The 26,576-nt window shown below is 62.5% G+C and carries 23 protein-coding genes; 13 read left to right on the top strand and 10 right to left on the bottom strand.

Going from position 1 to position 26,576, the window contains the following annotated elements; translation table 11 throughout:
* Positions 1-82: 82 nt before the first annotated feature.
* From fdhD to LG385_RS21725, 4 genes are all read left to right on the top strand, one after another.
* The gene (gene fdhD / locus LG385_RS21740) at positions 83-916 is read left to right on the top strand and encodes a formate dehydrogenase accessory sulfurtransferase FdhD (RefSeq protein WP_225775860.1); all 834 of its coding nucleotides are present in this window, start codon (positions 83-85) and stop codon (positions 914-916) included.
* Positions 913-3,255 carry an FdhF/YdeP family oxidoreductase gene (locus LG385_RS21735; RefSeq protein WP_225775859.1) on the top strand — a complete coding sequence of 781 codons (2,343 nt, stop codon included), beginning with the start codon at positions 913-915 and terminating at the stop codon, positions 3,253-3,255. The genes fdhD and LG385_RS21735 overlap by 4 nt, the downstream gene beginning before the upstream one ends.
* 176 nt (positions 3,256-3,431) lie before the next feature.
* Complete coding sequence (locus tag LG385_RS21730; protein ID WP_181110995.1) at positions 3,432-3,896, top strand: glycine zipper domain-containing protein; 465 nt, start codon at positions 3,432-3,434, stop codon at positions 3,894-3,896.
* Positions 3,897-4,076: 180 nt separating this feature from the next.
* The gene (locus LG385_RS21725; RefSeq protein WP_225775858.1) at positions 4,077-4,814 is read left to right on the top strand and encodes a hypothetical protein; all 738 of its coding nucleotides are present in this window, start codon (positions 4,077-4,079) and stop codon (positions 4,812-4,814) included.
* 82 nt (positions 4,815-4,896) lie between these two features.
* Here the strand turns inward: LG385_RS21725 and LG385_RS21720 are convergent, their stop codons facing one another.
* Together LG385_RS21720 and hslO are read right to left on the bottom strand one after the other, a co-directional pair.
* On the bottom strand, positions 4,897-6,441 hold the full coding sequence (locus LG385_RS21720; RefSeq protein WP_181110997.1) for a phosphoenolpyruvate carboxykinase: 1,545 nt from the start codon (positions 6,439-6,441) through the stop codon (positions 4,897-4,899).
* 176 nt (positions 6,442-6,617) lie between these two features.
* Positions 6,618-7,520 carry an Hsp33 family molecular chaperone HslO gene (gene hslO, locus LG385_RS21715; RefSeq protein WP_225775857.1) on the bottom strand — a complete coding sequence of 301 codons (903 nt, stop codon included), beginning with the start codon at positions 7,518-7,520 and terminating at the stop codon, positions 6,618-6,620.
* 109 nt (positions 7,521-7,629) lie between these two features.
* On the opposite strand from hslO, the gene LG385_RS21710 reads away from it, so the two are divergent.
* Positions 7,630-8,427 (top strand): phosphatase PAP2 family protein, encoded by a 798-nt coding sequence (locus LG385_RS21710; protein WP_225775856.1) that lies wholly within the window; start codon positions 7,630-7,632, stop codon positions 8,425-8,427.
* Here LG385_RS21710 and LG385_RS21705 read toward each other — a convergent pair.
* Complete coding sequence (locus LG385_RS21705) at positions 8,424-8,822, bottom strand: RNA-binding S4 domain-containing protein (RefSeq protein WP_225775855.1); 399 nt, start codon at positions 8,820-8,822, stop codon at positions 8,424-8,426. The genes LG385_RS21710 and LG385_RS21705 overlap by 4 nt on opposite strands.
* A gap of 236 nt (positions 8,823-9,058) precedes the next feature.
* Between LG385_RS21705 and LG385_RS21700 the strand changes: the two genes are divergently transcribed.
* Both LG385_RS21700 and rimK read left to right on the top strand, forming a co-directional pair.
* Positions 9,059-9,508 (top strand): ATP-dependent zinc protease, encoded by a 450-nt coding sequence (locus tag LG385_RS21700; protein WP_181111286.1) that lies wholly within the window; start codon positions 9,059-9,061, stop codon positions 9,506-9,508.
* Entirely contained in the window at positions 9,505-10,410 is a 906-nt protein-coding gene (gene rimK, locus LG385_RS21695; protein ID WP_181111001.1) for a 30S ribosomal protein S6--L-glutamate ligase, read from the top strand. Before LG385_RS21700 ends, rimK begins: the two co-directional genes overlap by 4 nt.
* 25 nt (positions 10,411-10,435) lie before the next feature.
* Here rimK and LG385_RS21690 read toward each other — a convergent pair whose 3' ends face one another.
* Positions 10,436-11,746 (bottom strand): ATP-binding protein, encoded by a 1,311-nt coding sequence (locus LG385_RS21690; protein ID WP_181111002.1) that lies wholly within the window; start codon positions 11,744-11,746, stop codon positions 10,436-10,438.
* 99 nt (positions 11,747-11,845) lie between these two features.
* Positions 11,846-12,586, bottom strand: coding sequence for a two-component system response regulator OmpR (gene ompR, locus LG385_RS21685; RefSeq protein WP_181111003.1), 741 nt, complete (start codon positions 12,584-12,586; stop codon positions 11,846-11,848).
* Between the two features lie 230 nt (positions 12,587-12,816).
* Here ompR and LG385_RS21680 point away from each other — a divergent pair, with 230 nt between their 5' ends.
* The 3 genes from LG385_RS21680 (at position 12,817) to gshA (ending at position 17,271) form a co-directional block, all read left to right on the top strand.
* Positions 12,817-15,138 carry a Tex family protein gene (locus LG385_RS21680; RefSeq protein ID WP_225775854.1) on the top strand — a complete coding sequence of 774 codons (2,322 nt, stop codon included), beginning with the start codon at positions 12,817-12,819 and terminating at the stop codon, positions 15,136-15,138.
* Positions 15,138-15,521: a PaaI family thioesterase gene (locus tag LG385_RS21675; RefSeq protein WP_225775853.1), complete on the top strand. Its 384-nt coding sequence runs from the start codon at positions 15,138-15,140 to the stop codon at positions 15,519-15,521. The genes LG385_RS21680 and LG385_RS21675 overlap by 1 nt, the downstream gene beginning before the upstream one ends.
* Positions 15,522-15,687: 166 nt before the next feature.
* Complete coding sequence (gene gshA / locus LG385_RS21670) at positions 15,688-17,271, top strand: glutamate--cysteine ligase (RefSeq protein WP_225775852.1); 1,584 nt, start codon at positions 15,688-15,690, stop codon at positions 17,269-17,271.
* Positions 17,272-17,307: 36 nt separating this feature from the next.
* Here the strand turns inward: gshA and argA are convergent, their stop codons facing one another.
* Both argA and argE read right to left on the bottom strand, forming a co-directional pair.
* Positions 17,308-18,606, bottom strand: coding sequence for an amino-acid N-acetyltransferase (gene argA / locus LG385_RS21665; RefSeq protein WP_225775851.1), 1,299 nt, complete (start codon positions 18,604-18,606; stop codon positions 17,308-17,310).
* Positions 18,607-18,735: 129 nt separating this feature from the next.
* Positions 18,736-19,890: an acetylornithine deacetylase gene (gene argE / locus LG385_RS21660; protein WP_225775850.1), complete on the bottom strand. Its 1,155-nt coding sequence runs from the start codon at positions 19,888-19,890 to the stop codon at positions 18,736-18,738.
* A 131-nt stretch (positions 19,891-20,021) separates the two neighbouring features.
* Here argE and LG385_RS21655 point away from each other — a divergent pair, with 131 nt between their 5' ends.
* From LG385_RS21655 to LG385_RS21645, 3 genes are all read left to right on the top strand, one after another.
* Positions 20,022-21,386, top strand: coding sequence for an inorganic triphosphatase (locus LG385_RS21655; protein WP_225775849.1), 1,365 nt, complete (start codon positions 20,022-20,024; stop codon positions 21,384-21,386).
* Positions 21,387-21,495: 109 nt separating this feature from the next.
* On the top strand, positions 21,496-23,262 hold the full coding sequence (locus LG385_RS21650) for a GspE/PulE family protein (RefSeq protein WP_225775848.1): 1,767 nt from the start codon (positions 21,496-21,498) through the stop codon (positions 23,260-23,262).
* A gap of 92 nt (positions 23,263-23,354) precedes the next feature.
* Complete coding sequence (locus LG385_RS21645) at positions 23,355-23,672, top strand: DUF2388 domain-containing protein (RefSeq protein ID WP_181111011.1); 318 nt, start codon at positions 23,355-23,357, stop codon at positions 23,670-23,672.
* Between the two features lie 39 nt (positions 23,673-23,711).
* Here LG385_RS21645 and gcvH read toward each other — a convergent pair whose 3' ends face one another.
* The 3 genes from gcvH to LG385_RS21630 all read right to left on the bottom strand — a co-directional run bounded on the left by gcvH (position 23,712) and on the right by LG385_RS21630 (position 26,576).
* Positions 23,712-24,095: a glycine cleavage system protein GcvH gene (gcvH, locus tag LG385_RS21640; protein WP_225775847.1), complete on the bottom strand. Its 384-nt coding sequence runs from the start codon at positions 24,093-24,095 to the stop codon at positions 23,712-23,714.
* Positions 24,096-24,137: 42 nt separating this feature from the next.
* The gene (gcvT, locus tag LG385_RS21635; RefSeq protein WP_225775846.1) at positions 24,138-25,217 is read right to left on the bottom strand and encodes a glycine cleavage system aminomethyltransferase GcvT; all 1,080 of its coding nucleotides are present in this window, start codon (positions 25,215-25,217) and stop codon (positions 24,138-24,140) included.
* 120 nt (positions 25,218-25,337) lie between these two features.
* Positions 25,338-26,576: a 2-octaprenyl-3-methyl-6-methoxy-1,4-benzoquinol hydroxylase gene (locus LG385_RS21630; RefSeq protein ID WP_225775845.1), complete on the bottom strand. Its 1,239-nt coding sequence runs from the start codon at positions 26,574-26,576 to the stop codon at positions 25,338-25,340.

Genomic DNA, 26,576 nt, shown 5'->3' with positions numbered 1-26,576 from the left:
CTATCAGCGCATCGGAACAAGCGATTAGACGGTCAGTCACACCCGGCATAGGCTCAATCAACGAAACTGCCGGTACTGTCGAATGCCCGCCTTGCGTTCTGCCCCATTGGCGACTCCCGACCCGTTGTCGTCCGCCAGCCAGGATTACCGCTACGCCACCCTGACCGATGGCGAGGCGGGGCAGGCTACGTTGGCGGACGAAGTGGCGCTGGCTATTGCGTACAACGGCATCAGCCAGGCGGTAATGCTGGTAAGCCCACGCGACCTCGAAGACTTTGTGGTGGGCTTCAGTATCGCCAGTGGGATAGTGCCAGCCATCGAAGACGTTTACGACATCCAGGTACGTGGCCTGGGCGCCTCGCGAGAGGCGCAGGTGGACATTTCCAGCCGTGCGTTCTGGGCCTTGAAAGACCATCGCCGACAAATGGCCGGCACCAGTGGCTGCGGCCTGTGTGGCGTGGAGGCAGTAGACCAGGCACTACCGGCGTTACCCATACTTGAGCCCATGCCCTTGCCCCCCGCCGCCTGGCTTGAAGGCCTGCGCCAGCGCCTCAGCGCGTTGCAGCCGCTCGGCCAGCACTCCGGCGCTGTGCATGCCGCCGCCTTCATGAACGCCGAGGGCGAACTCATGCTTGCCCGGGAAGACATCGGCCGGCACAACGCGCTGGACAAGCTGATCGGCGCATTGCTTCGCCAAGGCATCGATACCGCTGGCGGGCTGGTGGTGGTCACCAGCCGCTGCAGCCTTGAACTGATCCAGAAGATGCTGCGCGCCGGGATTCATACCCTCGTCAGCCTGTCTTCGCCAACGGGCCTGGCTTGCCAATGGGCCCGTAAACATCATTTGAACCTCATTCATTTGCCGCATCACAGCGCGCCGCGGGTATACAGCCCCGCGATGGAGATCGAACCGTGAGCACCTCTACCAAAGCCGAGAAAGCCCCCGCCTCCGCCCCTCGCTACAAGCCCTACAGCGGCCCGGCCGCTGGCTGGGGCGCCTTGCAGAGTGTGACCCGGTTCTGGCTGGGCAGCGGCTATGCGCTGAAAAACATTCGCACCATGCTCAAGACCAACCAGAACGGCGGCTTCGACTGCCCCGGTTGCGCCTGGGGTGAGTCACCTGATGACGGCATGGTGAAGTTTTGCGAGAACGGCGCCAAGGCCGTGAACTGGGAGGCCACCAAGCGCCGGGTGGATGCCTCTTTCTTCGCCCGGCACAGCGTGAGCGCGCTGCTGGAGCAAAGCGACTACTGGCTCGAATACCAGGGCCGGCTTACCGAGCCGATGGTGTATGACGCCCAGAGCGACCGTTACAAGCCCATTGCCTGGGACGAGGCCTTTGCGCTCATTGCCCGCCACCTCAATGGGCTGGAAAGCCCCGATCAGGCCGAGTTCTATACGTCCGGCCGTGCCAGCAACGAGGCCGCCTACCTTTACCAGCTGTTCGTACGCGCGTTCGGGACCAACAACTTCCCTGACTGCTCGAACATGTGCCATGAAGCCAGCGGTGTCGCGCTTTCGCAGAGCATCGGCGTAGGCAAGGGCACGGTCACGTTCGAAGACTTCCATCACGCGGACGCGATTTTCGTGTGGGGCCAGAACCCCGGTACCAACCACCCACGCATGCTCGAACCTCTGCGCGAAGCAGTCGAGCGTGGCGCCCAGGTAGTGTGCATCAACCCGCTCAAGGAGCGCGGCCTGGAGCGCTTCCAGCACCCGCAACACCCGCTGGAAATGCTCACCAACGGTGACCGCCCCACCAATACCGCGTATTTCCGCCCGGCCCTGGGCGGCGATATGGCGATCGCCCGTGGCATGGCCAAGTTCCTGCTGCAATGGGAACAGGACGCGAAGGCTGCTGGCAACCCGCCGGTGTTCGATCATGACTTCCTCAGCGAACACACCGCGGCCGTGCAGGAATACCTCGCCGCCGTAGACGCCACCACCTGGGACCAGATCGTGGAACAGTCGGGCCTACCGCTGGTGGAAATCGAGCGTGCGGCGCGCATGTACGCCAAGGGCACCAAAGTGATCATGTGCTGGGCCATGGGCATCACCCAGCATCGCCATTCGGTACCTACGATTCAGGAGCTGTCCAACCTGATGCTCCTGCGCGGCAATATCGGCCGGCCAGGCGCTGGCCTGTGCCCGGTCCGCGGCCACAGCAACGTGCAAGGCGACCGCACCATGGGTATCAACGAGCGCCCACCGGTGTTCCTCCTCGATGCCATGGAAAAGCGTTTCGGCTTCAAGGTTCCGCGCCAGCAAGGGCACAACGTGGTGGAAGCCATTCACGCCATGCTCGAAGGTCGCGCCAAGGTGTTCATCGGGCTGGGCGGCAACTTTGCCCAAGCCACGCCGGACAGCCCGCGCACCAAGCAAGCCTTGCAAAACTGTGACCTCACGGTGCACATCAGTACCAAGCTCAACCGCAGCCACCTGATTCATGGCAAGGAGGCGTTGATCCTGCCATGCCTGGGCCGCACCGACATCGACCGCCAGGCCGAGGGCCCGCAAGCGGTAACCGTGGAGGACTCGTTCTCGATGGTTCACGCCTCGTTCGGCCAGCTGCAGCCGCTGTCTTCGCTGCAACGCTCGGAGCCGGCCATCATCGCCGGGATCGCCCACGCTACGCTTGGCCCGCGCCCGGTAGACTGGCAGTGGCTGATCGGGGACTACCAGCGGATTCGGAACCTGATCGCCGATACCATCCCAGGCTTTACAGACTTCAACGCCAAGCTGAATCATCCCGGTGGCTTCTACCTGGGCAATACCGCAGGGCAGCGCCGCTGGAATACCGCAAGTGGCCGCGCCAACTTCAAGGCCAACGCCCTGCCGGCCGACCTGCTGCATGAGCGGGTCCACGCCACCGGCCGGGTGCCCGACCTGATCCTGCAGACCCTGCGCTCTCATGACCAGTACAACACCACCATCTACAGCCTGGATGACCGTTACCGCGGCGTGCGCGGGCAGCGTGAGGTCGTGTTCGCGAACGAAGCGGACATCATCCGCCTGGGTTACCAGCCGGGCCAGAAGGTGGACATGATCTCGGTATGGGAAGACGGCCGTGAGCGTCGGGTAAGCGGCTTTACCTTGCTCCCGTTCGATATTCCTGCGGGGCAAGCTGCGGCGTACTACCCGGAGACCAACCCGCTGGTACCACTGGAAAGCACAGGCGACGGCAGCAGCACACCTACTTCCAAGTTCGTGGCCATCCGGTTCGAACGGGCGCAGGAAAGCGCACGGATTATCTGAAATACATCCAAGGCGAGCGGGTCGAAGATCATGTGACCCGCTTCGCTACTGCAAGTTTCCCAACCATAACAATAAGTTAGCTATTTGTGACCAAGTCGTGTCATTCATCGCTTTTTGGTTGTAACGGCTCGTGCGCCCAATCAGGATCGCGGCGTCATAAGCCTGAGATTCCTTTCATGAAGCTTGCCTCGGTTATTGCGTTGTCCCTCAGCCTGGTCACTGGTGCCGCTTTTGCCGGCGGTACGACCGAAGCTGGCGTGGGTGGTGCTCTGGGTGGCGTGCTGGGTTCTGTAGTCGGCCAACAGTTGGGCGGAAGCACCGGCTCGGCGATCGGTGCCGGCCTGGGTGGCGCTGCTGGTAGCGCGGTGGGTGCGGACAAGCACAGCCGTGGCGAAGCGGCCATTGGCGGTGCCTTGGGTGCGGCCGGCGGTAACGTGATCGGCCGCAGCGTAGGCGGCACTACCGGCAGCCTGATCGGCGCCGCAGCGGGCGGTGGCGCGGGCGGCGCGCTCGGTAACTACATGGGCAGCGATGATGATCGTGACCGTGGCGGCAAAAAGTACCGCGGCCATGCCGATCGCCGTTGGGACCACGACCGTGGCCACCATTACGGCCACCGCAAGCACTGGCGTCACCGCTGATTCCTCACGGGGCGGCCTCTGCCGCCCCTGTTTGGTCGGATCCATTCCGACCAAATGCTGACCCTCCCTCTGTTCATTTCCTGAACGCGCGTTTACTCTGCCGCGCAATGTAACAGCATTGCGACATCATCCTGCGAACGGCCCCTCACGCAGCGGTGTCGGTACATCAGGAACCCCGCCATGGCTGCACCCGACGACAACGGCGTTACCCATTTTCAACGCCTGGACCCTGCCCAGATCGATGTAGTGCTGGGGAGCGCCCGCCTCCCTCGCCAAGCGCCGCCCGCCCGCCAGGGTTCCAGTGGTATCTGGCTTGCTGCCTTGGCCATCGTGGCTACCGCAGCCTGGGCCTGGCACGGCAGCGATAGCCCCCTGACTGCGCCGCCTGGCGGCACGGCCAGCCTGCCGCCAGTGCAAACTGGTGTGCAAGAGCCCCGGCCAGTTGCGGTCGTGAATACCGCCGTGGCGACCCGCGTAGTGAACCAGGTGGTCATCATCAATGCACCCGCCAAGCCTGCGCCAGTGCATTCAAGCGCGGCGCCCGAGCCGGTTGCGGTTCAAGCGCCTCAAGGTTTGGTGAGCGCACAGTACCTGGCCCAGTTCAAGGCCGGCAGCGGCCGTACCGAAGCCTCCACCCAGCGGCCATACCAGATCGCTACCGTGACCATTCGCGAATGGGATGGGCCCAACCGGTATGTCGCCAAATGGCGAATCGAGGACAACCTGATCAACCAGGGCTCGGTGTGCTTCAACTTCCCGGCCGACAGCATTGAGCACCGTGAATGCCGCCGCGCCGCGCAGCAGTACTTCAAGGATCAATGCAAGGATTGGACGCGGCGGGCAGAGAAAACCCGAGACAAGGAAACACGCGAAGCGAAAGCGCAGTACTGCGCAGTGGCGGGAGAGTTTGCGCCGTAAGAGGCTGGCGCAAACTTGTAGCGATCTGTTCGCGAGCTACGCCCGCTTCCTACGAGGAAACGGGTGTAGCTTGCGAAGGGTTTTACAGCTGCGGGCCAGCGGCGCGGATGGCATCGGAAACTTCGAATTTCTTGAAGTTCTCGATGAACAGCCCGGCCAGGCCTTTGGCAGCCTCGTCGTAGGCAGCGCCGTCTGACCAGGTGTTGCGTGGCTTCAGCAAGGCGGTATCAACACCAGGAACGGCTTTTGGCACGTCCAGGTTGATGATGTCCAGATGCTCGGTTTCCGCGCCTACCAGAGCGCCGCTCTGGATAGCCGCGATCACGCCACGGGTGGTCGGAATATTGAAGCGCTTGCCCACGCCATAGCCACCGCCGGTCCAGCCGGTGTTCACCAGGTACACCTTGGAGCCGAAGGCGCGGATGCGCTTGATCAGCAACTCGGCGTACACGCCAGCCGGCCGCGGGAAGAACGGCGCGCCGAAGCAGGTGGAGAAGGTCGACTTGATGCCAGCGCCAGAGCCCATTTCCGTCGAACCCACCAGGGCGGTGTAGCCGGACAGGAAGTGGTACGCCGCCTGCTCTTCGCTGAGGATCGACACTGGCGGCAATACACCGGTCAGGTCGCAGGTCAGGAAGATAACCGCGTTAGGCTCGCCGCCCAGGTTTTTCGGGGCGATCTTGTCGATCAGCTCACGCGGGTAGGCCGCACGGCTGTTCTGCGTCAGGCTGTCATCGGTGTAGTCGGGCAGGCGGGTTTCCGGGTTCAGCACCACGTTTTCCAGCACGGCGCCGAACTGGATGGCTTTCCAGATAACAGGCTCGTTCTTCTGGGTCAGGTCGATGCACTTGGCATAGCAACCGCCCTCGATGTTGAACACCACGCCTTCGCCCCAGCCGTGCTCGTCGTCGCCGATCAAGTAGCGGCTTTCGTCAGCAGACAGGGTGGTTTTGCCGGTGCCGGACAAACCGAAGAACAGGGTAACGTCGCCCTCTTCGCCCATGTTGGCCGCGCAGTGCATCGGCAGTACATCGGCATCCGGCAGCAGGAAGTTCTGCACCGAGAACATCGCTTTCTTCATTTCACCGGCGTAACGCATGCCAGCGATCAACACTTTCTTGGCGGCGAAGTTGATGATCACGCAGCCATCGGAGTTGGTGCCGTCGCGCTCGGGTTCGCAGGTGAACCATGGCGCGTTCAGCACTTGCCATTCCTGGCGCGAAGCCGGGTTGTACTGCTCCGGGTTAATGAACAGGCAACGACCGAACAGGTTGTGCCAGGCAGTCTCGGTGGTCATTTTCACAGCCAGGTAGTGGCTGTCGTCAGACCCTACGTGAACGTGCGAAACGAAGTGATCGCGCTCGGCCACATAGCCGCTTACCCGCTCCCAGAGGGCATCGAAGCGGTCGGCAGGAAATTTGCGATTGATAGGGCCCCAGGCGATGGAATCCTGGGTGGAGGGCTCTTCCACGATAAAGCGGTCGACCGGAGAACGCCCGGTACGGTGCCCGGTTTTCACGACCAGCGAGCCATTGGCGGCAAGCTCACCTTCACCGCGACGGATGGCCTCTTCGACCAGTTGAGCGATGCTGATATCGGTATACACGGCGTTTTTGGCTTGCGTCATGAGAATCCCCGTCGGCGATTAGCCGAGTGCTCCAAACGTTTGTAGTAGAAAACCGCACCCTACTACAGCTAAAAAGTGGCCGGATTATGCCTACAACCAAGGGAAAAGAGTAGCTCCCTACGGTTAAAACGGCGCTATTCCGGCGCCTGCAGCCTTATTTACGTTGCTGAATCTGTTCAGTGACGACTATCTGACGGTGCATCGACCCCGCCGCCGCTAAATAGTTGCGCCAAGTCTGCCGCATCGAACAAATAACGCTCATTACAGAACTGGCAATCGAGCTCTACCACGCCGTCGCCTTCCTCAAGCAATGCCTTCGCATCCTCTTCACCCAGGGTGATGATCGCCCGGCCGGAACGCTCACGCGAGCAACTGCACTGGAACACGATCGCCTGGCGATCGAACAAACGCACCTCTTCTTCGTGATAAAGCCGATGCAGTACGGTTTCGTTGCTCAGGCCAAGCAACTCCTCCGCTTTCAAGGTATCTGCCAGTGCCAACAGGTGCTGCCAATTGGCCTGCCTGTCGTCCGGGTCTTTGCGTTTGTCTGTGGGCAACTGCTGCAACAGCATCCCGCGGGCACGCTGACCATCAGCCTCCAGCCAGAAGCGGGTACCTAGCTGCTCGGACATTGCAAAGTAGTTCGAGAAACACGCCGCCAGGCTCTCGCCATCCAGGTCCACAATGCCTTGATAGCGCTGCCCTTCAGTGGGGTCGATGGTCATCGCCAGAGTGCCATTGGGCATCAGCTCCTGCAAGTCGTTCGCCGTACCGATCAGCGCCTCGTCATAGCGAGCCAGGCCCCGAATTTCCAAGGCATTGGAACACTCCACCATCAGCAGCGGAACCGGCCCCTCGGACCTTGCCTGCAGTATCAGCAACCCGTCGAATTTCAGGGTACCTGCGAGCAGCGCGGCGGCTGCGATGAACTCGCCCAAAAGCTTCGCCACGGGCTCAGGGTAGGTGTGCCTGGCGAGCACTTCGTTATAGCTGCTCTCGACGGACACCATTTCGCCTCGCACGTCGGCGTCGTCGAAGATGAAACGTTGGGTGAAATCGGTGCTTGGCAAATCGTGCATAGGTTCGGCTATCACAGAAAGATGACAAAATATGTATCGGCGCTTGTATAAAGCCCGACTCGAAGCACCGCCTGGGTGCGAGTGGATGTCGCCTGATTTAGAGGTCTATATGAACAAACCGGCACTGTTCCGGGCAAGCTGGAATCCGCGCGGGCTGGCCCTGTGCAATCTGATCGCGGTTGCGTTGCTGGGCGTGTGGCTGTGGCCAGCGGGCCATGCAGCCTTTATCTCGTTCGACGAAGCGCTGTTTAACCTGCTGAATCAGCCACTGGCGACCAGCACAGGCTGGCGTTATGTATGGACCCTGGGCAGCCTGCGCCCGTTCGACGCGCTGGTCGGGCTTATTCTACTGGCGCTGTTGATTCGCGGCGACTGGGTTTTCAAGGCAACCCAGGTTCGTCAGGCCTTCTGGGGGTTCATCGCTACGCTGCTGCTGTTGCTGGTAGTGCGCGCCGTGTTTTCGAAACTCTGCGATGGCATGGGCTGGCAACATGACAGCCCGACCATGGTGCTCCCGGGCGCGGTTCACCTGAGCGACTGGTACCCTCATCTGGAGCGCAAATGGGAGCTGAAGGACCAGTCAAGCTCAAGCTTCCCCGGTGACCATGCATCAGTGTTGCTGATCTGGGCCTTTTATATGACGTTCTCCAGCCGTACCGCTGCCCAGCGTGTAGTGGTCTGGGCGCTTGCGCTGCTGTTCATGATGCCCCGGCTGGTTGCTGGCGCTCATTGGGGGCAGGACGATTACATCGGTGGCATGATCATGGCGGTGCTGGCACTGGGCTGGTCTTGCCATACGCCGTTCCTGGCGCACACCAGCGCCTGGCTGGCAAAGGTCACCGCGCCGCTCTTTACCCTTCTCGAACGCATGCCGGTAGTAAACAGGCTCAGCGTTATCCGCACCTAACCTTCGGAGCGGAACTGAAACAGCTGCCGCCGCTGTTTCTTGGTGGGCTTGCCATCGGTGCTTACACCGAGGGCGCCCGCCTTGCGTAGCGCGGCCGCCTTCTCACGGCGGGCGATGCTTTCTTCGGTTTCGGCATACAACCGCTGCGCCTCGGGCGCACCGCGGCGCACATCGGAGAGCGCCAATACCACTACCGTCCGCTCGTCGAACCCGGTTCGCAATTGGTACTCGTCGCCGATTTTCGGTTCCTTGCCGGGCTTGCAGCGCTCGCCACGGAAATGGACCTTTCCGCTCTCGATAGCTGCCTTGGCCAAGGCCCGTGTTTTATAGAAACGCGCCGCCCACAGCCATTTGTCCAGGCGGACTTTTTCATCATGCTCAGCTTGCTGCGCCACTGCCTGACCTCAATTCGAAACATTCAATCACTCTACTACCCTCGCGGCGGGATGCAACGCAGCGTTGCTTTGTTTACAGTGCGGCAAATGCTGCAACGTGACGCAATCAGGGCCGTGCCGTGGTCTATGCAAATGCAAGTGACCGCGCAGGCCTTGGCTTCGGGCCCGCCTTGTATGGGGCGTTTTACTTCAGGCGATTCTTGTTGAAGACTTTCGACCACCTCACTGTCATTGGCCTGCGGGAATGGATTGCCCTACCGGAACTGGGCGTGGCGGGCCTTCGCGCCAAGATCGATACCGGCGCAAGCACCTCCAGCCTGCATGCCACTGAGATCGAGCCGTTCGAGCGTAACGGCGAGCGCTGGGTGCGGTTCAACGCTCACCTGGGCTCTGTTGTGCAATTGCGGCACCGGCGCTGCGAGGCGCCACTGGTGGCAAGGAAAACGATCAAAAGCTCCAACGGCCTGGCGCAAACCCGCTACGTGATCCGCACATTGCTGGCACTGGGCGACCGGGTCTGGCAGGTGGAATTTACATTGGCGTGCCGCAAGGCCATGCGGTACCGCTTGCTGCTGGGGTCCAAGGCGCTCATAGACGGCCAGCTGGTCGTAAACCCTGGCGAAAAGTATGTGCAGGACAAACCGGTATCTCCGGCCTCCCTTTCAATTGCCCCAGGTGTTCAATGAAGATCGCTGTGCTATCGCGCAACCCGCGCCTGTACTCCACCCGCCGCCTGGTTGAAGCCGGTACCGAGCGAGGCCATGAAATGGTAGTGGTGGATACGCTTCGAGCGTACATGAACATCGCCAGCCACAAGCCTCAGATCCACTACCGGGGTAAGCCGCTGGAAGGTTTCGATGCAGTGATTCCGCGCATCGGCGCTTCGGTGACCTTCTATGGTTGCGCGGTATTGCGCCAGTTCGAAATGATGGGAGTGTTCCCCCTCAACGAGTCGGTCGCCATTGCGCGTTCCCGGGACAAGTTGCGCTCGCTGCAGTTGCTGTCCCGCAAGGGTGTAGGGCTGCCGGTCACCGGCTTCGCCCACTCTCCGGATGACATCCCCGACCTCATCCGCATGGTCAATGGCGCGCCTCTGGTCATCAAGGTATTGGAGGGCACTCAAGGGATTGGCGTAGTGCTTTGCGAAACCACCAAAGCTGCGGAATCGGTAATCGAGGCTTTCATGGGCCTGAAACAGAACATCATGGTTCAGGAGTACATTCAGGAAGCCGGCGGCGCGGATATTCGCTGTTTCGTGGTAGGCGACAAGGTGATCGCCTCGATGAAGCGCCAGGCCAAGCCGGGGGAGTTTCGCTCCAACCTTCACCGTGGCGGCAGCGCTAGCCTGATCAAAATCACACCTGAAGAGCGCATGACCGCCATTCGCGCCGCCCGGGTAATGGGCCTGAGCGTGGCGGGCGTGGATATTCTACGGTCCAATCACGGCCCGCTTGTGATGGAAGTCAACTCGTCGCCGGGCCTTGAAGGGATCGAGTCCACCACAGGCAAGAACGTGGCGAGCATGATCATCGAGCATCTGGAAAAGAACAGCGGCCCCAACCTCACCCGCACCCGGGGCAAGGGCTAGCAGGCTTTGGCCCTGGGCGCTGTTGTTACACGGCGTCCCGGGGCAGCATCAGGTTGAGCGGCAAGCGCACCCGTGCTTCCAGCCCACCCCCTGCGCGGTTGCGCAGCTCCACGTTACCCCCATGCATCGACGCGATGCGCTTGACGATGGCAAGGCCAAGCCCGGTCCCCTTGCTGCGGGCACGGTCACCCCGGGTGAACGGGTTGAAGATGCCTTCGAACTCTTCGGGGTTTATGCCTTCACCACGGTCCAGCACGCTAAGCACAACATAAGGCGCACTGGAGTCCCCGGACACGAACGCTGCAACTTCCACACCTTTGCCCGCATGGTACAGGGCATTACCAATCAGGTTGTTCAGTAGCCGCTTGATGGAAACCCGCCTTAGCGGGAATGGGGGAATAGGCTCCAGGCACAACCTCACCCTGTGCTCGGGCTGGTTGAACGGTGCAACAACTTCTTCGACCAGCGCGCAAAGGTCGGCCTCCTCCACGGTTTCGTCCCGGCCATCACGAATGAATGCGAGGAATTGATCAAGGATCGCGTCCATATCCTCGATGTCCCGGACCATTTCATCCGCGAACTCGTTATCGCTGCTCATCAGCTCAAGGGACAGGCGCAGGCGCGTGAGCGGTGTTCGAAGGTCGTGGGACACCCCGGCCAGCATCAATTCCCGTTCGCGGCCGGCCTGCTCCACGTCTTCGGCCATCTGGTTGAAGGCGCTGTATACCTCCGTCATTTCGCTGGGCGTGTCACTGATAGGCAAGCGAACACTGCGCCCCTGCCCCAGCTGCCTTGCCGCGAACACCAGGTTTTTCAGTGGCTGGTTGAGCTGCCGAACGAAAATCCAGGCCGACGCCGTCGACAATAACCCGATCGCCAGGAACCATCCGAGTACGCTCCAGATCTTCTGCCCGCGAAGTGGGTGTGGGTAAAGCGGCACTTTTAGCCAGTCAGGCCCGATGCTGGGTGCTCTCACCCATAAGGCAGGGGGCACATGCACACGCAACCGCACTTCCGTGTCTTCGCCCAGCTCGGCCTGCATCTGCCGCTGGTAGATCTCGCTGTAGGGCCAGTGCTGTTCGCCTTCCGGAACGGCCTCTCCAGAAACACGAAGCAGGCCCGCCGCTTCCGCGATTCGGCCCTGATTGGTTTCGTCCGCGGACCAATAGGCACGCAGCGTAAGCGCGACACCATGGCTGTACTGCCGATCGACCAGTACGTCTTCGTTCATCAGCAGGTAAACGAGCGTTAACGCCTTGGAAAAGAGCACAACGGCCAGGACCAGCCACAATGTGCGAGCGAAGAAGCTTTGGGGGAACCAGACGGGGGTTTTCATGAATGCCAGCTTACCTCGGAGCCACACGCCGAGCGCCCCGGCAACAGCAGAAAGCAGGCAGGCAACGCTTCAAAGGCGCCACCTGCCTGCGGGAAAGAATCAACGGCCGCTGTTGCCGTCGGGCACGAACACGTAGCCGACACCCCAGACGGTCTGGATATAACGGGGTTTGGACGGGTCGGGCTCGATCATGCGGCGCAACCTGGAGATTTGTACGTCGATGGACCGCTCCAGGGCATCCCACTCGCGGCCGCGCGCCAAACTCATCAGCTTGTCGCGGGTAAGCGGCTCCCGGGCATGCGTGACCAGGGCCTTGAGCACGGCGAACTCTCCCGTGGTGAGCATGTGGACCTCCTCGCCGCGCTTGAGCTCCCGCGTGGCAAGAGACAGCTCATAATCGCCGAACGTGACGGTTTCGTCGCTGGCACCCGGCGCACCCGGAACCGGCGTGGACTGGCGGCGCAATACCGCCCTCACCCGAGCGGCGAGCTCATCCGGGTTGAAGGGCTTGGCCAGATAGTCGTCGGCGCCTAGCTCAAGCCCCTTGATACGGCTGAGCTCGTCACCCTTGGCGGTCAGCATGATGATGGGGATCTGGTTGTCCGCCGCGCGCAGGCGCCTGCAGGCCGACAGGCCATCTTCGCCCGGCAGCATGAGGTCGAGCACGATCAGGTTGAACACCTCACGGCTTAGCAGGCGATCCATTTGTTCGACATTGGGTACGGCGCGAGCCCGGTAGCCCTTGCTGACGAAGAAGCGCTCCAGCAGGCTGCTCAATCCGGGGTCGTCATCCACGATGAGGATTTTTTCGCCTTCACTGGTTTGGGCGGTGCTGCTCATGAATAACTCCTTTGCTGTCGGCGCGCATTATGGCGCAGCCGCCGGGGGACATGCTTCGCGCATTGTTAGCAGATTTTTCGCCAAGGGATTGTGAAGGGCAAATTCCCCGGCCGCGGCCCTTTGCCACGTTCGGCTGGTTATAATGCGACGCTTTTTCCGCCGGCGAGTGCCGGCCCGGTTTGCCGCTGCCCCAATCGCAGGTGCACGCATTACAGAATTCAGGTGGTTTTATGGAAAGCATCAACAGCCGCATCGCCGAAGAACTGGGCGTGCGCCCGCAACAGGTGGAAGCCGCGGTGGCGCTGCTCGACGAAGGCTCGACCGTGCCCTTCATCGCCCGCTACCGCAAGGAAGTGACCGGCAGTCTGGACGACACTCAGCTGCGCCACCTCGAAGAGCGCCTGCGCTACCTGCGTGAGTTGGACGATCGACGCGTGAGCATCCTGGCCAGCATCGAAGAACAAGGCAAGCTTACCCCCGAGCTCGCGCGGGAAATCCGCCTGGCCGATACCAAGACCCGCCTCGAAGACCTCTACCTGCCGTACAAGCAAAAGCGCCGCACCAAAGGGCAGATCGCGCTCGAGGCGGGGCTTGGCGAACTTGCCGATGGCCTGCTGGCCGATCCCATGCTGGTGCCCGACGCCGAAGCCGTGCGTTTCGTGGATGCCGAGAAAGGCTATGCCGACGTACGCGCCGTGCTCGAAGGCGCCAAGTACATCCTGATGGAGCGCTTCGCCGAAGATGCCGCCCTGCTGGGCAGGCTCCGCGGGTTCCTGGGCGAACACGCTACCCTTGCCGCGCGAGTCGTTCCTGGCAAGGAAGAGGAAGGCGCCAAGTTCCGGGATTATTTCGAGCATGACGAACCGCTCAAAGGCGCACCTTCCCACCGCGCCCTGGCGATTTTCCGAGGCCGCAACGAAGGCATTCTGAGCGTGTCGCTCAAAGTCGGCGAAGAAGCTGCAGGCACCCTTCACCCGTGCGAGGTAATGGTGGCCGAGCACTTCAGCCTGAAGAACCAGAACCGGCCCGCCGACAAATGGCTGGGTGAAGTCGTGCGCTGGACCTGGAAGGTTAAGCTGTACACGTCGCTGGAGAACGATCTGCTGGGCGAGCTGCGAGAAGCTGCCGAAGCGGAGGCCATCAACGTTTTCGCTCACAACCTGCACGACCTGTTACTGGCCGCGCCCGCCGGCCCCCGCGCCACCCTGGGCCTGGACCCGGGGCTGCGAACGGGCTGCAAGGTGGCCGTGGTCGACGCCACTGGCAAGTTGCTCGACACCGCCACGGTTTACCCACACGTTCCGAAAAATCAGTGGGACCAGACCCTCGCGGTGCTGGGCGCGCTGTGCACCAAACACAACGTGGACCTGATCGCGATCGGCAACGGCACAGCCAGCCGCGAAACCGACAAGCTCGCCGGTGAGCTGATCAAGAAGTACCCAGCACTGCAGCTGACCAAGGTCATGGTGTCCGAAGCCGGTGCGTCGGTGTATTCGGCATCGGAACTGGCGGCGCGGGAATTCCCCGAGCTCGACGTCTCGATTCGTGGTGCGGTATCCATTGCCCGCCGCCTGCAGGACCCACTCGCCGAGCTGGTGAAGATCGACCCCAAATCCATTGGCGTGGGCCAGTACCAGCACGACGTTTCCCAACTCAAGCTGGCACGGGGGCTGGATGCGGTTGTGGAAGACTGCGTGAACGCCGTGGGCGTGGATGTGAACACGGCTTCGGTTGCGCTGCTGGCGCGGATTTCGGGGCTCAACACCACCCTGGCTCAGAATATCGTTGCCCATCGCGACGCCAATGGCGCATTCCGTACCCGCGCGGAACTGAAAAAAGTCAGCCGCCTGGGTGAGAAAACCTTCGAACAAGCGGCGGGCTTCCTGCGCGTGATGAACGGCGACAACCCGCTGGACGCCTCGGCGGTCCACCCCGAAGCCTACCCGCTGGTGCAGCGTATCGCCGCGCAGACCGATCGCGACATCCGCTCGCTGATCGGCGACAGTGCCTTCCTGCGCCGGCTCGACCCCGCACGCTACACCGACGAAACCTTCGGCTTGCCCACCGTCACGGACATCATCAAGGAACTGGACAAACCCGGCCGCGATCCCCGCCCCGAATTCAAGACCGCCGCCTTCCAGGACGGTGTCGAGGACTTGAAAGACCTGCAATTGGGTATGGTGCTGGAAGGCGTGGTGACCAACGTGACCAATTTCGGCGCCTTCGTGGACATCGGAGTTCACCAGGATGGCCTTGTTCACATTTCGGCGCTGTCCGAAAAGTTCGTGAAAGACCCGCGCGAAGCGGTGAAAGCCGGCGACGTGGTGAAGGTCAAGGTGATGGAGGTCGACATCCCGCGCAAACGTATCGCGCTGTCCATGCGCATGAGTGATACCCCTGGCGAGAAGATCGAGGGCAACCGAGGCGGCAGCCGCCCTGCGGGTAATCGTTCTTCCAACGCGCCACGGCCGCGTGAAACCGCAGCCGCAGCCCCGGCCAATGGTGCCATGGCAAACCTGTTCGCCAATGCCAAGCAGCTGAAGAAGCGTTGATGGACATTCCCGCCGAGGTTACGCAAAGCGCCTTCAGCCAGCTGCTCGGCTGCAAGGTGGTGAGCCTGGAGGAAGGGCGGGCCGAGGTTTCCCTGGCACTGACGCCGCCGCTGCGTAACCGCGGCGGCGTGCTTCACGGGGGCGCGCTGTTCAGCCTTGTGGATATCGCGATGGGGCTGGCGTGCTCTACCTCACACGGGTTCGACCGTCAGAGCGTTACCCTGGAGTGCAAAATCAATTACCTGCGCCCCGTTGCCGAGGGCGAAGTAACCTGTGTGGGCCGGGTGATCCATGCCGGCCGTCGGACACTGGTGGTAGAGGCGGAAGTGTCACAGGCCGGCAAAATGGTGGCCAAGGCACAAGGCACCTTCGCCGCTCTATAGCCCGGCCGCGTGAAGTCGGGTAAGTTCGGCAGGTAAGAAGCAATGCCGAATGGCAACTCGACGCGGCCCGCTTGATCGGGCCTTTAACGATCGGGCGCCCGCTTCGACCTTGCAGAACGTCATGGCCATCCCCATATCGGGGCGATCGACGCGTAAGGACATCAACTTGAGCGAACTTCTGAACCGCCGCCTGCATTTGCTCGGCGAGCCTGCCAACCTGCCTCTGCTCAAGCAGTGCCTGCACGGTATAGAGCGCGAATGCCTGCGCGTGACCCAGGACGGCCGGCTGGCGCAAACACCTCATCCGGAGGCGCTGGGGTCGGCGCTCACCCACGAGCAGATCACCACGGACTACTCCGAAGCGCTGCTCGAATTCATCACCCCTGCCCTGCCCGATCCGGCAGAAACGCTCAAAAGCCTGGACGACATCCACCGCTTCGCCTACACGGCACTGGGCGACGAGCTGTTATGGGCGCCTTCCATGCCATGTGCGCTGCCAGCGGAGGAGGACATCCCCCTGGCTTGGTATGGCACGTCCAACATCGGCCAGCTCAAGCACGTTTACCGAAAAGGGCTGGCCGTTCGCTACGGGCGCACCATGCAGTGCATCGCGGGCATCCATTACAACTTCTCGATGCCGGAGGCGCTTTGGCCCCTGCTGCGCGACGCCGAAGCCGGCAACATGGATGAGCGTGACTACCAGTCCGCAGCGTATATCGGATTGATCCGCAATTTCCGCCGTTACAGCTGGCTGTTGATGTACCTCTTCGGCGCATCGCCCGCGCTCGATGCCGGTTTCCTGAGGGGCCGCCCGCATCGCCTGGAACAGTTCGACGCAACTACCCTTTACCTGCCCTACGCGACGAGCTTGCGGATGAGCGACCTGGGTTACCAGAACAACGCCCAGGCCAGCCTCACCCCTTGCTACAACGACCTGCACAGCTACACCGAAAGCCTGCGCCAGGCCGTTGCCACGCCGTATGCGCCGTATGTGGAAATAGGTACCCACAAGAATGGCGAATGGGTGCAGCTCAATACCAACGTGCTGCAGATCGAAAACGAGTATTACTCGAGCATCCGCCCCAAGCGGGTCACGTACACGGGCGAGCGGCCAATCCAGGCGCTGATGGCCCGCGGCGTGCAATATGTGGAAGTACGCTGCCTGGACATCAACCCATTCCAGCCCACCGGGGTCGACCTGCCGCTCTCGCGCTTCCTCGATGCCTTCCTGCTGTACTGCGCGATGGAAGACAGCCCGTTGCTGCAAGGCCCCGAGTGCGGTGCCTGCACCGACAACTTCATGAAGGTAGTGAAAGAAGGCCGGCGCCCGGGCCTTGAACTGCAACGTGACGGCCAGGCCATTACGCTGCGCGAGTGGGCCGCCCAGCTACTGGACAGCATCGCGCCGTTGGCCGAACTGCTCGATCAAAGCCACGGGATGGATGAGCACCGCCAGGCACTTGCCGCCCAGCGCGACAAGGTCGCAGATCCTGCGCTCACGCCTTCCGCTCAGGTGCTCGCGAGCATGACGGCCCACAAGGAAAGCTTCAGCCAGTTTTCCATGCGCCAGACCCAGGCCCATGCCGACTATTTCCGCAGCACCGCACTGGTACCCGAGAAGCGAGACAGTTTCGAAAAGCAAGCGGTCACGTCGTTGGCGGCACAGAGCGATCTGGAGCGCAACGAAGTGGGCGAATTCGACCTCTTCGTTGCGGCTTATCAAGCGAGCATTCTGGGGATCAGCCAGTAATAGTGCTCGCTACCTGCGCGCCTGGAAGACGCTCTCCTACAGGGTTTTCTCGAATATCTTCGAGTTGCGCTGGTAGTTGTACAGCGATGCCCTGGCCGAGGGCAGGCGCTCTACCCCGCTGGGGCTGAAGCCGCGCTCGCGGAACCAGTGGGCGGTACGGGTAGTGAGCACGAACAGGGTTTTGAGCCCCTGCTGGCGAGCCCTGGCTTCGATCCGCTCCAGCAGTTCATCGCCCCGGCCACCGTGACGGTATTCCGGGTTTACCGCCAGGCATGCGAGCTCGCCGGTATCGGAATCGGCAATAGGGTAAAGGGCAGCGCAGGCGATGATCATGCCCTCGCGCTCGACCACACTAAACTGCTCGATTTCCCGTTCCAGCACCTCCCGAGAGCGGCGCACCAGAATGCCTTGCTCTTCGAGGGGGCGGATCAGCTCGATCAAGCCGCCCACATCACTGATCGTGGCTTCGCGCACCTGCTCGAACTGCTCTTGAGCGACCAGCGTACCGCCACCATTGCGGGTGAAGAGCTCCGTGAGCAGCGCGCCGTTCTCGGCATAGCTCACGATATGGCTACGGGCAACCCCACCGCGGCAGGCCTGGGCGGCGGCATCCAGCAGCTCGCCCTGGTAATCACTGCCCAACCGTTCCAGATGCGCCGGTACCTGCTGCGGGCGAAGTTCACGAACCAACTGGCCGCGCGCGTCCATCAAGCCGGGCTCCGCGCCGAATAACAGCAGCTTGTCGGCCTCGAGGTCGATCGCCGCGCGAGTGGCCACGTCCTCGCAGGCGATGTTGAAGATTTCGCCGGTAGGTGAATAACCCAGCGGGGATAACAGGACGATGGTTCTCTCATCCAGCAGCCGATTGATGCCCTTGCGGTCAATGCGCCGTACTTCGCCGGTGTGGTGATAGTCCACCCCTTCCACCACACCAATGGGGCGGGCAGTGACCAGGTTTCCGCTGGCAATGCGCAAGCGCGCGCCCTGCATGGGGGAAGAGGCCATGTCCATGGAAAGCCTCGCCTCGATGGCCACCCGCAGATGGCCAACCGCGTCGATCACACATTCCAGCGTTGGCCCGTCGGTAATCCGTAAGCCACGGTGATAGTGTGGAGCAAGGCCGCGGGCAGCGAGGCGGCTTTCGATCTGGGGGCGCGAGCCATGCACCAGCACCAGGCGTACCCCCAGGCTGTGCAGCAACACAAGGTCATGCACGATATTGCCGAAGTTGGGGTGCTCCAGACCATCGCCTGGCAGCATGACAACAAAGGTGCAATCCCGATGGGCGTTGATATAGGGCGAGGCGTGGCGAAGCCAATTGACGTATTCGGGCATGGAACAGCCTGTACTGTACTGAGGTAAGACGAAGTGGGGGCGCGAAACGGGGACGGTTATCGTCGCGACAGGCCTGGCAACACGCGCACTTCTCCTTCTACAGTAAGTTGGCCCGGCGGGCGGAGCGCCTCAGCTCAGGGCGGGCCGCAGGCAATAATGTTCAACGAGGTCCTGTAACAGACGCAGCGTAGGGTCCAATCGTGACATTTCGAGGAATTCGCCTGGCTGATGCGCGCAGGCGATATCACCGGGGCCAAGCACGATGGTCTGGCAACCCAGCTGCTGAAGATACGGCGCCTCTGTTCCGAATGCCACCGCTTCTGCCCTGTGGCCGGTGAGTTTTTCCGCCACTTTCACCAGCTCGCTGTCCGCAGGCTCCTCAAAGGGCGGAACCTCTGAAAACAGAGGACGATAGTCGATCTCTACCTGATGCCGCTCCGCGACGGGCCGCAGTTTGAGGCTGATCGCTTCGCGCAGGGCCGCTGGGTCCATGCCTGGCAGTGGCCGTAGATCGAACTCCAGCGAGCATTGCCCGCAGATACGGTTAGGGTTGTCTCCGCCATGGATGCAGCCAAAATTCAACGTGGGTTGCGGAACGCCGAACTGAGGGTTCTGGTAGCGCTCCTGCCATTCGCGGCGCAGGCCCATCAGCTCGCCGATTGACGCGTGCATGGCCTCCAGCGCGCTGTGCCCCAGCGAGGGGTCGGAGGAGTGGCCGCTACGGCCCAGGATGTCGATGCGCTCCATCATCACCCCTTTGTGCAAACGGATCGGGCGCAGGCCGGTGGGCTCACCGATTACAGCGGCTCGCCCCAGCGGCGCGCCTTCACGGGCCAACGCCTTGGCGCCTGCCATCGAGCTCTCTTCGTCGCACGTCGCCAGAATCATCAACGGCTGTCGGAAAGGCTGCGCCAGCAACGGGCGCACGGCCTCGATGACCAGCGCGAAGAACCCTTTCATGTCACAACTGCCCAGCCCCACCCAGCGGCCATCGACCTCGGTAAGCTTGAGCGGGTCGGTTTTCCACAGGCGCTCGTCGAACGGAACGGTATCGCTGTGCCCGGCCAGCACCAGCCCGCCCGGCCCGGAACCGTACGACGCCAGCAGGTTAAACTTGCCAGGCGACACCTCCCGAACATCACAGGCAAAACCCAGCTCCGACAGCCAACCGGCCAATAGCTGAATAACCGGGCCGTTGCTTTGGTCCAGGCTGGCTTGAGTACAGCTGACCGAGGGCGTTGCCACCAGTGCGGCAAAACGCTCCTTGAGTGTGGGTAACGGCATGAGAACTCCCTGAGGCTGGGTCGGCGGACAGGCTCGCGGTCAGAGCCGGGGGCGCCGCTGGCATGACTGCTGTACACTGCGCGGCTCTTCGCGTCTACGCTACGCCTTGTCTGCGTTCGGATATACCCGCCATGCACAAAGAAACCGAAATCAAACTGCGCATCACCCGGGAAACCCTGGCTGCCCTGCGTGAACACCCGCTGCTGAAAAAACGTAACAAAAGCGGCTGGTCCCGTCACGAACTCTTCAACCAGTACTTCGACACGCCAGAGCGCGACCTTGCCCAGGCCCGCGTGGCCCTGCGCCTGCGCAAGGATGGTGACGCCATCATTCAAACGCTCAAGACACGCGGCCAGAGCGTTGCCGGCCTGTCCGAGCGTAACGAATTCGACTGGCCGCTGGAAAAAGCCAAGCTGGATTTGAAAAAGCTGGATGACAGCTGCTGGCCAGCGGCCCTTGCCGAGCTGGACAAGAAAACCATCAAGCCGCTGTTCACCACCGACTTCGTGCGCGAAAAAGCCGAAATCGCCTGGGGCCGCGGCAAGGCCAAGGTAGTGCTGGAAGCTGCGCTGGACCTGGGCAAGGTGGTGTCGGGCAAGCAATCCGAGGAAATCTGCGAGCTGGAGCTGGAGCTTCGCGAAGGCGACCCGGCTGGCCTGCTGGAACTTGCCTGCGAGCTGGCCGCCACCTTGCCCCTGATGCCCTGCGACATCAGCAAGGCCGAACGCGGCTACCGCCTGCTCGACCCTGCCAGCTATACCGTTTCGGTACCGGCCCCCGTAGTGGAGGCCGAGCAAGCACTGGACGACGCCTTCAGCGCTATCGCCTGGCATTTGCTCGGCAGCAGCCAGCGGTTGGCCGAGCAATATCGCCACACCGGGCAGTGGCGCCTGCTGCAAGACTGGGTTCACCAACTGGTGGAGCTGCGCGCCTTGCTCGGTAGCCTGGGGCAAGCTGCGCCACGGCCGACTACCCACGATTTGCGCGCAGGCCTGGACGCTTTGCTCGAAGACTGGCGGCCATTGGTCGAAGCGGGCCAGGAAGACGAAGACGTACGCGCCGCGGCACAGGAGCAGTTCATCGAGGAGCTGACCGACCCACGTTGGGGGCATTTCTCCCTCAGCCTGTCGCGCTGGCTGCTGGAGCGTACCTGGACGGTGGACCGTGCCAACCGAGGCAACCGCCAGGGGCAAGCGCCGCTGGCCAACTGGCTGGGGCATTTCCTCAAGGAAGAAATGCTCGCGCTGAAGCTGGAGCGCTACGAGCGCCAGCCCGAGGACCTGGCCGAGCAGTTGCCGCGCCTGGAGCGCGTGCAGGTGTGGCTGCACCACGCCCGCGACGTGCTGGACGTGGAGGAAACCGACCGCTTGTACGGCGAGCTGAACAAGCTGCACGCCCTCGCCAGCCTTCCTGTGACTGACGAAGTGCTGCAGCCACGCGCGGACCAGGCGGCCATCGTAGGCCGTACGCGCGCATGGAAGGCCCTGTCGCGCTAAGCATTCACCGCCGCGCACATATGCACTGACAGTTGCGTTCCGCCTCGCGTTAGCGAGGCAAGGTAGGATTTCCTGGCCGGGCAAGGATGCCCCCTCAGGAAACCTTCACATGGACACTGTCAGGCCCAATGAAGACGCACCGCTCGATCTGGGCGAACTGCTTCACTCGCTGATGCGCCAGCAACGGCTCACCCGCGAAGCAGCGGAACTGGCGCTAAATGGTCGCAGGGAACACCCGGACTCGCACCCCCTGGAATACCTTGCCAGCTTGCAACTGAACGACATGGCAGCACCCGGGCAACCGCTGACCCTGGATGCGCTTTGCATATGGCTGGCGAGCCAGGTCGGGCAGCCCTTTCTGCGGCTGGACCCCCTCAAGCTGGACCGACGGCTGGTGACCACCACAATGTCGGCTGCGTTTGCCCGGCACCACCAGATTCTCGCCGTCGCTTCGACCGACAACACCCTGACCATTGCCAGCGCCCAACCCGGAATTCGAGGTTGGGAAGCAGACCTGGCTCAAACCTGCCGCAAGACCATCCTGCGCGTGGTTGCCAACCCAGTGGAGTTGCGGGGGCTGATCGCGGACTCTTTCAGGCTGGCGCAATCGGTGCGCGGCGCCAGCGGTGCCACGCCTAAAAGCTATACCGAATCCTTCGAGCAACTGGTATCCCTTCAGGGCGTAGAAGAAGCCACCGCTGGTTATGAAGCGCCTGTAATCGACATCGTCGACTGGCTGTTCAAGTACGCCTTCGAACAAGGCGCCAGCGATATCCATCTCGAACCCAGGCGCGAACACGCAGACATCCGCTTACGTATCGACGGAATGCTGCGCGACGCCTACCAGCTACCTCTCCCCGTCGGGCTGGCCGTTATCAGCCGGCTCAAATCCCTTGGCCGCATGAACGTGGCCGAGAAACGTCGCCCCCAGGATGGCCGGGTGAAAACCCAGGCCCCCAGCGGCGCAACGATCGAGCTCCGCCTCGCGACACTGCCGACCGCCTTCGGCGAAAAGATGGTGATGCGGATCTTCGACCCGGCTGTGCTCAACAAAGGCCTTGGGGCGCTGGGCCTTCGTCAGGAGGACCAGCAGCGCTGGGAAACGCTATTGGCCAAACCTCACGGTATCCTCCTGGTCACTGGCCCGACCGGCTCTGGCAAGACCACCACGCTGTATGCCAGCCTCCACCGCCTGGCTACACGGGACGTAAACCTATGCACCATCGAGGACCCGATCGAAATGGTTCACCCGGCGTTCAATCAGATGCAGGTCCGCCCCTGCATTGAGCTGGGGTTTGCCGAAGGGGTACGCGCGCTGCTGCGCCAGGACCCGGATATCATCATGGTTGGCGAAATCCGCGACAGCGAAACCGCCCATATGGCAGTACAGGCAGCGCTCACCGGGCACCTCGTGTTGTCCACCTTGCATACCAACGACGCGCCTGGCGCGCTCACCCGCTTGATGGAACTGGGCGTACCCGCGTATCTGGTAAGGGCCACGTTGGCAGGCGTGATCGCGCAGCGGCTTGTGCGCATGCTGTGCCCTCACTGCAAAGCCCGGGTGGCTATCACCCCGCACGATTGGCTTTGCCTGGCGGGTGAGTCCTCCGAGCGACCGCCGAGCCAGATCCACGAAGCACGAGGCTGCGATTTATGTGGGGGTTCAGGCTACAAGGGGCGCGCGGGCGTGTACGAATTATTGGCCGTGAACGAAGCCATCGGTGAAAGCATCGTCGCGGAGCCGGACCTGACCGCGATTCGCCGCCTGGCCTGCGCCGCCGGCATGGAGCCCCTGCGCGCCGCCGCCGCGCGCCTGGTGGCGGCAGGCCACACCAGCCTGGCGGAAGCGCTGCGCATAGCGCCTGCGATGGCATGAAGCGGCCCCATGCCTGGGACCGCAGGGCGGAACTCTACCCCCCGCGCCGCGCTCAAAGAGGGTGGATAACAACACACTTGGAGTACGCTGTCATGCGCGTCAAACTCGCTGTAGCAACCCTGGCGCTGGCTTCACTGCCCCTTTCTTCTGCCATGGCAGATTCGTTCTGGCGCAACGTGCTGTCTTCAGGCGCGACCACAGGTTCCACCTACCTGACCTTCAAGGACCACAAGATGGTCGTTGCCGCGCAAGATGACGCCGGCAGCTTCGTTGCCAGCAATGGCGAAATTCGTGGGCCTTACCTGGAAGCCGCCATCACTCGGCTGAGAGCGGACAACCCTGGTATGCAGGCTTCCGACATGGAGCTTGCCAACGCCATTCTGGCGAAGAACGCCCTGGCCGAGCAATAAGCCAGGTTAGCCCCGCGGCCGTAAGCGCGGGGCTATCCATCATTCCCCGATAGCGCTTTTGTAGCCTGCGGCATCCAGCAGCTTGTCGAGCTCGGCGGTATCGGTTGGCTTGATCTTGAAGAACCACGCACCGTAAGGTTCGCCGTTGACACTTTCAGGGGCGTCGGCCAGTGCTTCATTGACCGCGATCACTTCACCGCTCACCGGGGCATAGATGTCGGAGGCTGCTTTCACCGACTCCACCACGGCTACCTGGTCACCGCTGGAAACGGTTTTTCCAACCTCCGGCAGTTCGATGAACACCACATCCCCCAAGGCTTCCTGGGCATGGTCGGAAATACCGACGGTTACGCTGCCATCGGCTTCAAGGCGTGCCCACTCGTGGCTTTCGGCATAACGGAGTTCAGCTGGGATATTGCTCATGGGTAGTCCTCAAAAGGTCGACGGGGATTGCCACGGTTGGCGTCAGATCAGTATTTTGCCGTGCCGCACGAAGGTGGGTTTCACCACTCGCACAGGGTACCACTTGCCACGGATTTCCACTTCGGCGCGCTCTGGCGTTTGCCGCGGCACTCGGGCCAGCGCAATGGACTTGCCAAGCGTAGGCGAAAAACTGCCGCTGGTGATTTCGCCTTCGGCCTTGTCGAGGCGCACCACTTGATGCGCACGCAGCACGCCACGCTCTTCCAGTACCAGCCCTACCAGCCGTGACCCTGGCCCGGCAGCGAGTTCTGCTTCCAGCGCGGCGCGGCCGTTGAACGCACGGTTCGAGGGCTCCAGGGCGACTGTCCAGCCGAGGTTGGATACCCAAGGGGAATGTGCTTCGTCGAGCTCCTGCCCGTAGAGGTTCAGGCCTGCCTCAAGCCGCAAGGTGTCCCGGGCACCAAGGCCGATTGGGGTGATCCCGGCCCCTACCAGGTCGTTGAACAATGCGCAGACCTCGTCTGCGGGAAGGAGAATCTCCAGCCCGTCCTCGCCGGTATAACCCGTGCGAGCGATGAACCAGCCGTGATCTTCGCCAGCCTGGAACGGCTGGAGTTTGCGGATGAGGGCCGCACGCGTGCCGCCCAACAGCTCCGCGACCCGCTCTCGGGATGTAGGGCCTTGCACGGCAAGGATTGCGGTGGTCACCCGCTCGATCACTTCCACGTCCTGCCCTTCGGCCTGGGCACGCAGCCAGGCCAGGTCCTTGCTGCGGGTCGCCGCGTTGACAACCAGGCGGTAGCCTTCTTCGCGCCGGTACACGATCAGATCGTCGATGATCCCGCCGTTGGCATTGAGCATGGCGCTGTAAAGGGCGTGCCCAGGCCCAGGCAACCGGTCCACATCGTTGGCCAGAAGTTGGCGCAGCCACTTGTGGGCGCCGCTGCCCACGACGTCGACCACTGCCATGTGGGAAACGTCGAATACACCGCAGGCCCGGCGCACTTCATGGTGCTCCTCGACCTGGGAGCCATAGTGCAGAGGCATTTCCCAACCGCCAAAATCGACCATCCTGGCACCCAGTGCCAGATGCTGGTCGTACAGCGGTGTGCGCAATCCCATGGGGTTCTCCTTCCCGGCGCTGCGAATGGGCGGCATTGTAGCCTTCATATCTGCCCCTGGCACCCTGGCGCAACGCAACCGTGCATTCCGCCTGCTTACCTGGCCGCTTTGCCCCTGACGTCAGAGTGCCCCTTGCGCCACCTTCGCCAATGCCGGCAGATCCCCGCCCAGCCCCAGCGCATGCCGCACGAAAGCTGCCTTGGCGTCGGGCAGGCCTTGCACCAACGACAACCCGGTATTGCGCAACCAGCGCACGGGTAGCGGGTTGGCCTGGAAAAGCCGTTCGAAGCCTTCCATTGCCGCCATCAGGGCCAGGTTGTGCGGCATTCGCCGACGCTCGTAACGGCTGAGCACACGCTCGTCGGCCAAGCGCTCGCCTCGCTGCCGCGCGCGTAGCAGCTCTTCGGCGAGCACGGCGGCATCCAGCAGCCCGAGGTTCACGCCCTGCCCCGCCAAGGGATGGATGGTGTGCGCGGCATCCCCGATCAGGGCCAGCCCGGGCTCTACATAGCGCCGGGCGTGCCGCTGACGCAACGGGATGCACAACCGCGAATCGGCATGCAGCACTTGACCCAGGCGGTGCTCAAACCGACCACCCAGCGCCGCGCAGAACGCCTGAGTGTCGAGCGCCATCAAGCGCCGAGCTTCTTCGGGTGTGGTCGACCACACAATGGAAGACCAATGCTCGCCGGTGTTGCCCTGCAACGGCAGGAAAGCCAGCGGGCCGTCGTCACCGAAACGCTGCCAGGCGGTTGCGCGATGGCCAAGCTCGGTTCTCACGCTGGTCACGATGGCGTGGTGAAGGTAGTCCCACTCACGCGTGGCACTGCCGGCCAGCCGGCGGATGGCGGAGTTGGCGCCGTCGGCGGCGATCACCAGCGGGGTGCGCACTTGGGAGCCGTCGGCCAGGCTGAGCAGGCGGTCGTCGCCGGAGTGGCGCATCTGCTCGACCCTGGCACCGCCAAGCAACTGGACGTCCCGCTGCTGCAAGGCTTCGAGCAGCGCATCCTGTACAACGTTGTTCTCCACGATATGGCCCAGCACTTGTGCGTGCACGTTCGCGGCGCTGAAATGCACCGCGCCCGTGCCGCTGCCGTCCCACACGTCCATATCGGTGTAGGGACTTACCCGCCGGGCACACATGGCGCTCCATACGCCCAGACGCTCGAATATCCGCTGGCTGGCCGCCGACAGCGCACTCACCCGTGGCTCGAAGGGCGAGCCCGGGTCGAAGGGCTGCGGCATAAGATTGCCGCCATCGATGATCATGACCTTGAGGCCGCTGCCTGCCAGCGCGAGCGCCAGCGTGCTGCCAACCATCCCGGCGCCGACGATGGCTACATCTGCTGTAGTTTCCAT

The organism is Pseudomonas sp. Marseille-Q5115 (assembly GCF_916618905.1).
Taxonomy (GTDB): domain Bacteria; phylum Pseudomonadota; class Gammaproteobacteria; order Pseudomonadales; family Pseudomonadaceae; genus Aquipseudomonas; species Aquipseudomonas japonica_A.
The sequence above is the reverse complement of the archived record's forward strand: the minus strand, read 5'-3'. Positions and strand labels throughout refer to the sequence as shown.

Coding starts and splice junctions, on each gene's coding strand:
- LG385_RS21655 (WP_225775849.1), top strand. CDS start 20,022: ATGCACAAAGAAACCGAAATCAAACTGCGCATCACCCGGGAAACCCTG.
- gcvH (WP_225775847.1), bottom strand. CDS start 24,095: ATGAGCAATATCCCAGCTGAACTCCGTTATGCCGAAAGCCACGAGTGG.
- ompR (WP_181111003.1), bottom strand. CDS start 12,586: ATGAGCAGCACCGCCCAAACCAGTGAAGGCGAAAAAATCCTCATCGTG.
- LG385_RS21710 (WP_225775856.1), top strand. CDS start 7,630: ATGAACAAACCGGCACTGTTCCGGGCAAGCTGGAATCCGCGCGGGCTG.
- LG385_RS21725 (WP_225775858.1), top strand. CDS start 4,077: ATGGCTGCACCCGACGACAACGGCGTTACCCATTTTCAACGCCTGGAC.
- LG385_RS21730 (WP_181110995.1), top strand. CDS start 3,432: ATGAAGCTTGCCTCGGTTATTGCGTTGTCCCTCAGCCTGGTCACTGGT.
- LG385_RS21675 (WP_225775853.1), top strand. CDS start 15,138: ATGGACATTCCCGCCGAGGTTACGCAAAGCGCCTTCAGCCAGCTGCTC.
- LG385_RS21645 (WP_181111011.1), top strand. CDS start 23,355: ATGCGCGTCAAACTCGCTGTAGCAACCCTGGCGCTGGCTTCACTGCCC.
- hslO (WP_225775857.1), bottom strand. CDS start 7,520: ATGCACGATTTGCCAAGCACCGATTTCACCCAACGTTTCATCTTCGAC.
- LG385_RS21630 (WP_225775845.1), bottom strand. CDS start 26,576: ATGGAAACTACAGCAGATGTAGCCATCGTCGGCGCCGGGATGGTTGGC.
- rimK (WP_181111001.1), top strand. CDS start 9,505: ATGAAGATCGCTGTGCTATCGCGCAACCCGCGCCTGTACTCCACCCGC.
- LG385_RS21650 (WP_225775848.1), top strand. CDS start 21,496: ATGGACACTGTCAGGCCCAATGAAGACGCACCGCTCGATCTGGGCGAA.
- gcvT (WP_225775846.1), bottom strand. CDS start 25,217: ATGGGATTGCGCACACCGCTGTACGACCAGCATCTGGCACTGGGTGCC.
- LG385_RS21690 (WP_181111002.1), bottom strand. CDS start 11,746: ATGAAAACCCCCGTCTGGTTCCCCCAAAGCTTCTTCGCTCGCACATTG.
- LG385_RS21720 (WP_181110997.1), bottom strand. CDS start 6,441: ATGACGCAAGCCAAAAACGCCGTGTATACCGATATCAGCATCGCTCAA.
- argE (WP_225775850.1), bottom strand. CDS start 19,890: ATGCCGTTACCCACACTCAAGGAGCGTTTTGCCGCACTGGTGGCAACG.
- argA (WP_225775851.1), bottom strand. CDS start 18,606: ATGCCCGAATACGTCAATTGGCTTCGCCACGCCTCGCCCTATATCAAC.
- LG385_RS21680 (WP_225775854.1), top strand. CDS start 12,817: ATGGAAAGCATCAACAGCCGCATCGCCGAAGAACTGGGCGTGCGCCCG.
- fdhD (WP_225775860.1), top strand. CDS start 83: ATGCCCGCCTTGCGTTCTGCCCCATTGGCGACTCCCGACCCGTTGTCG.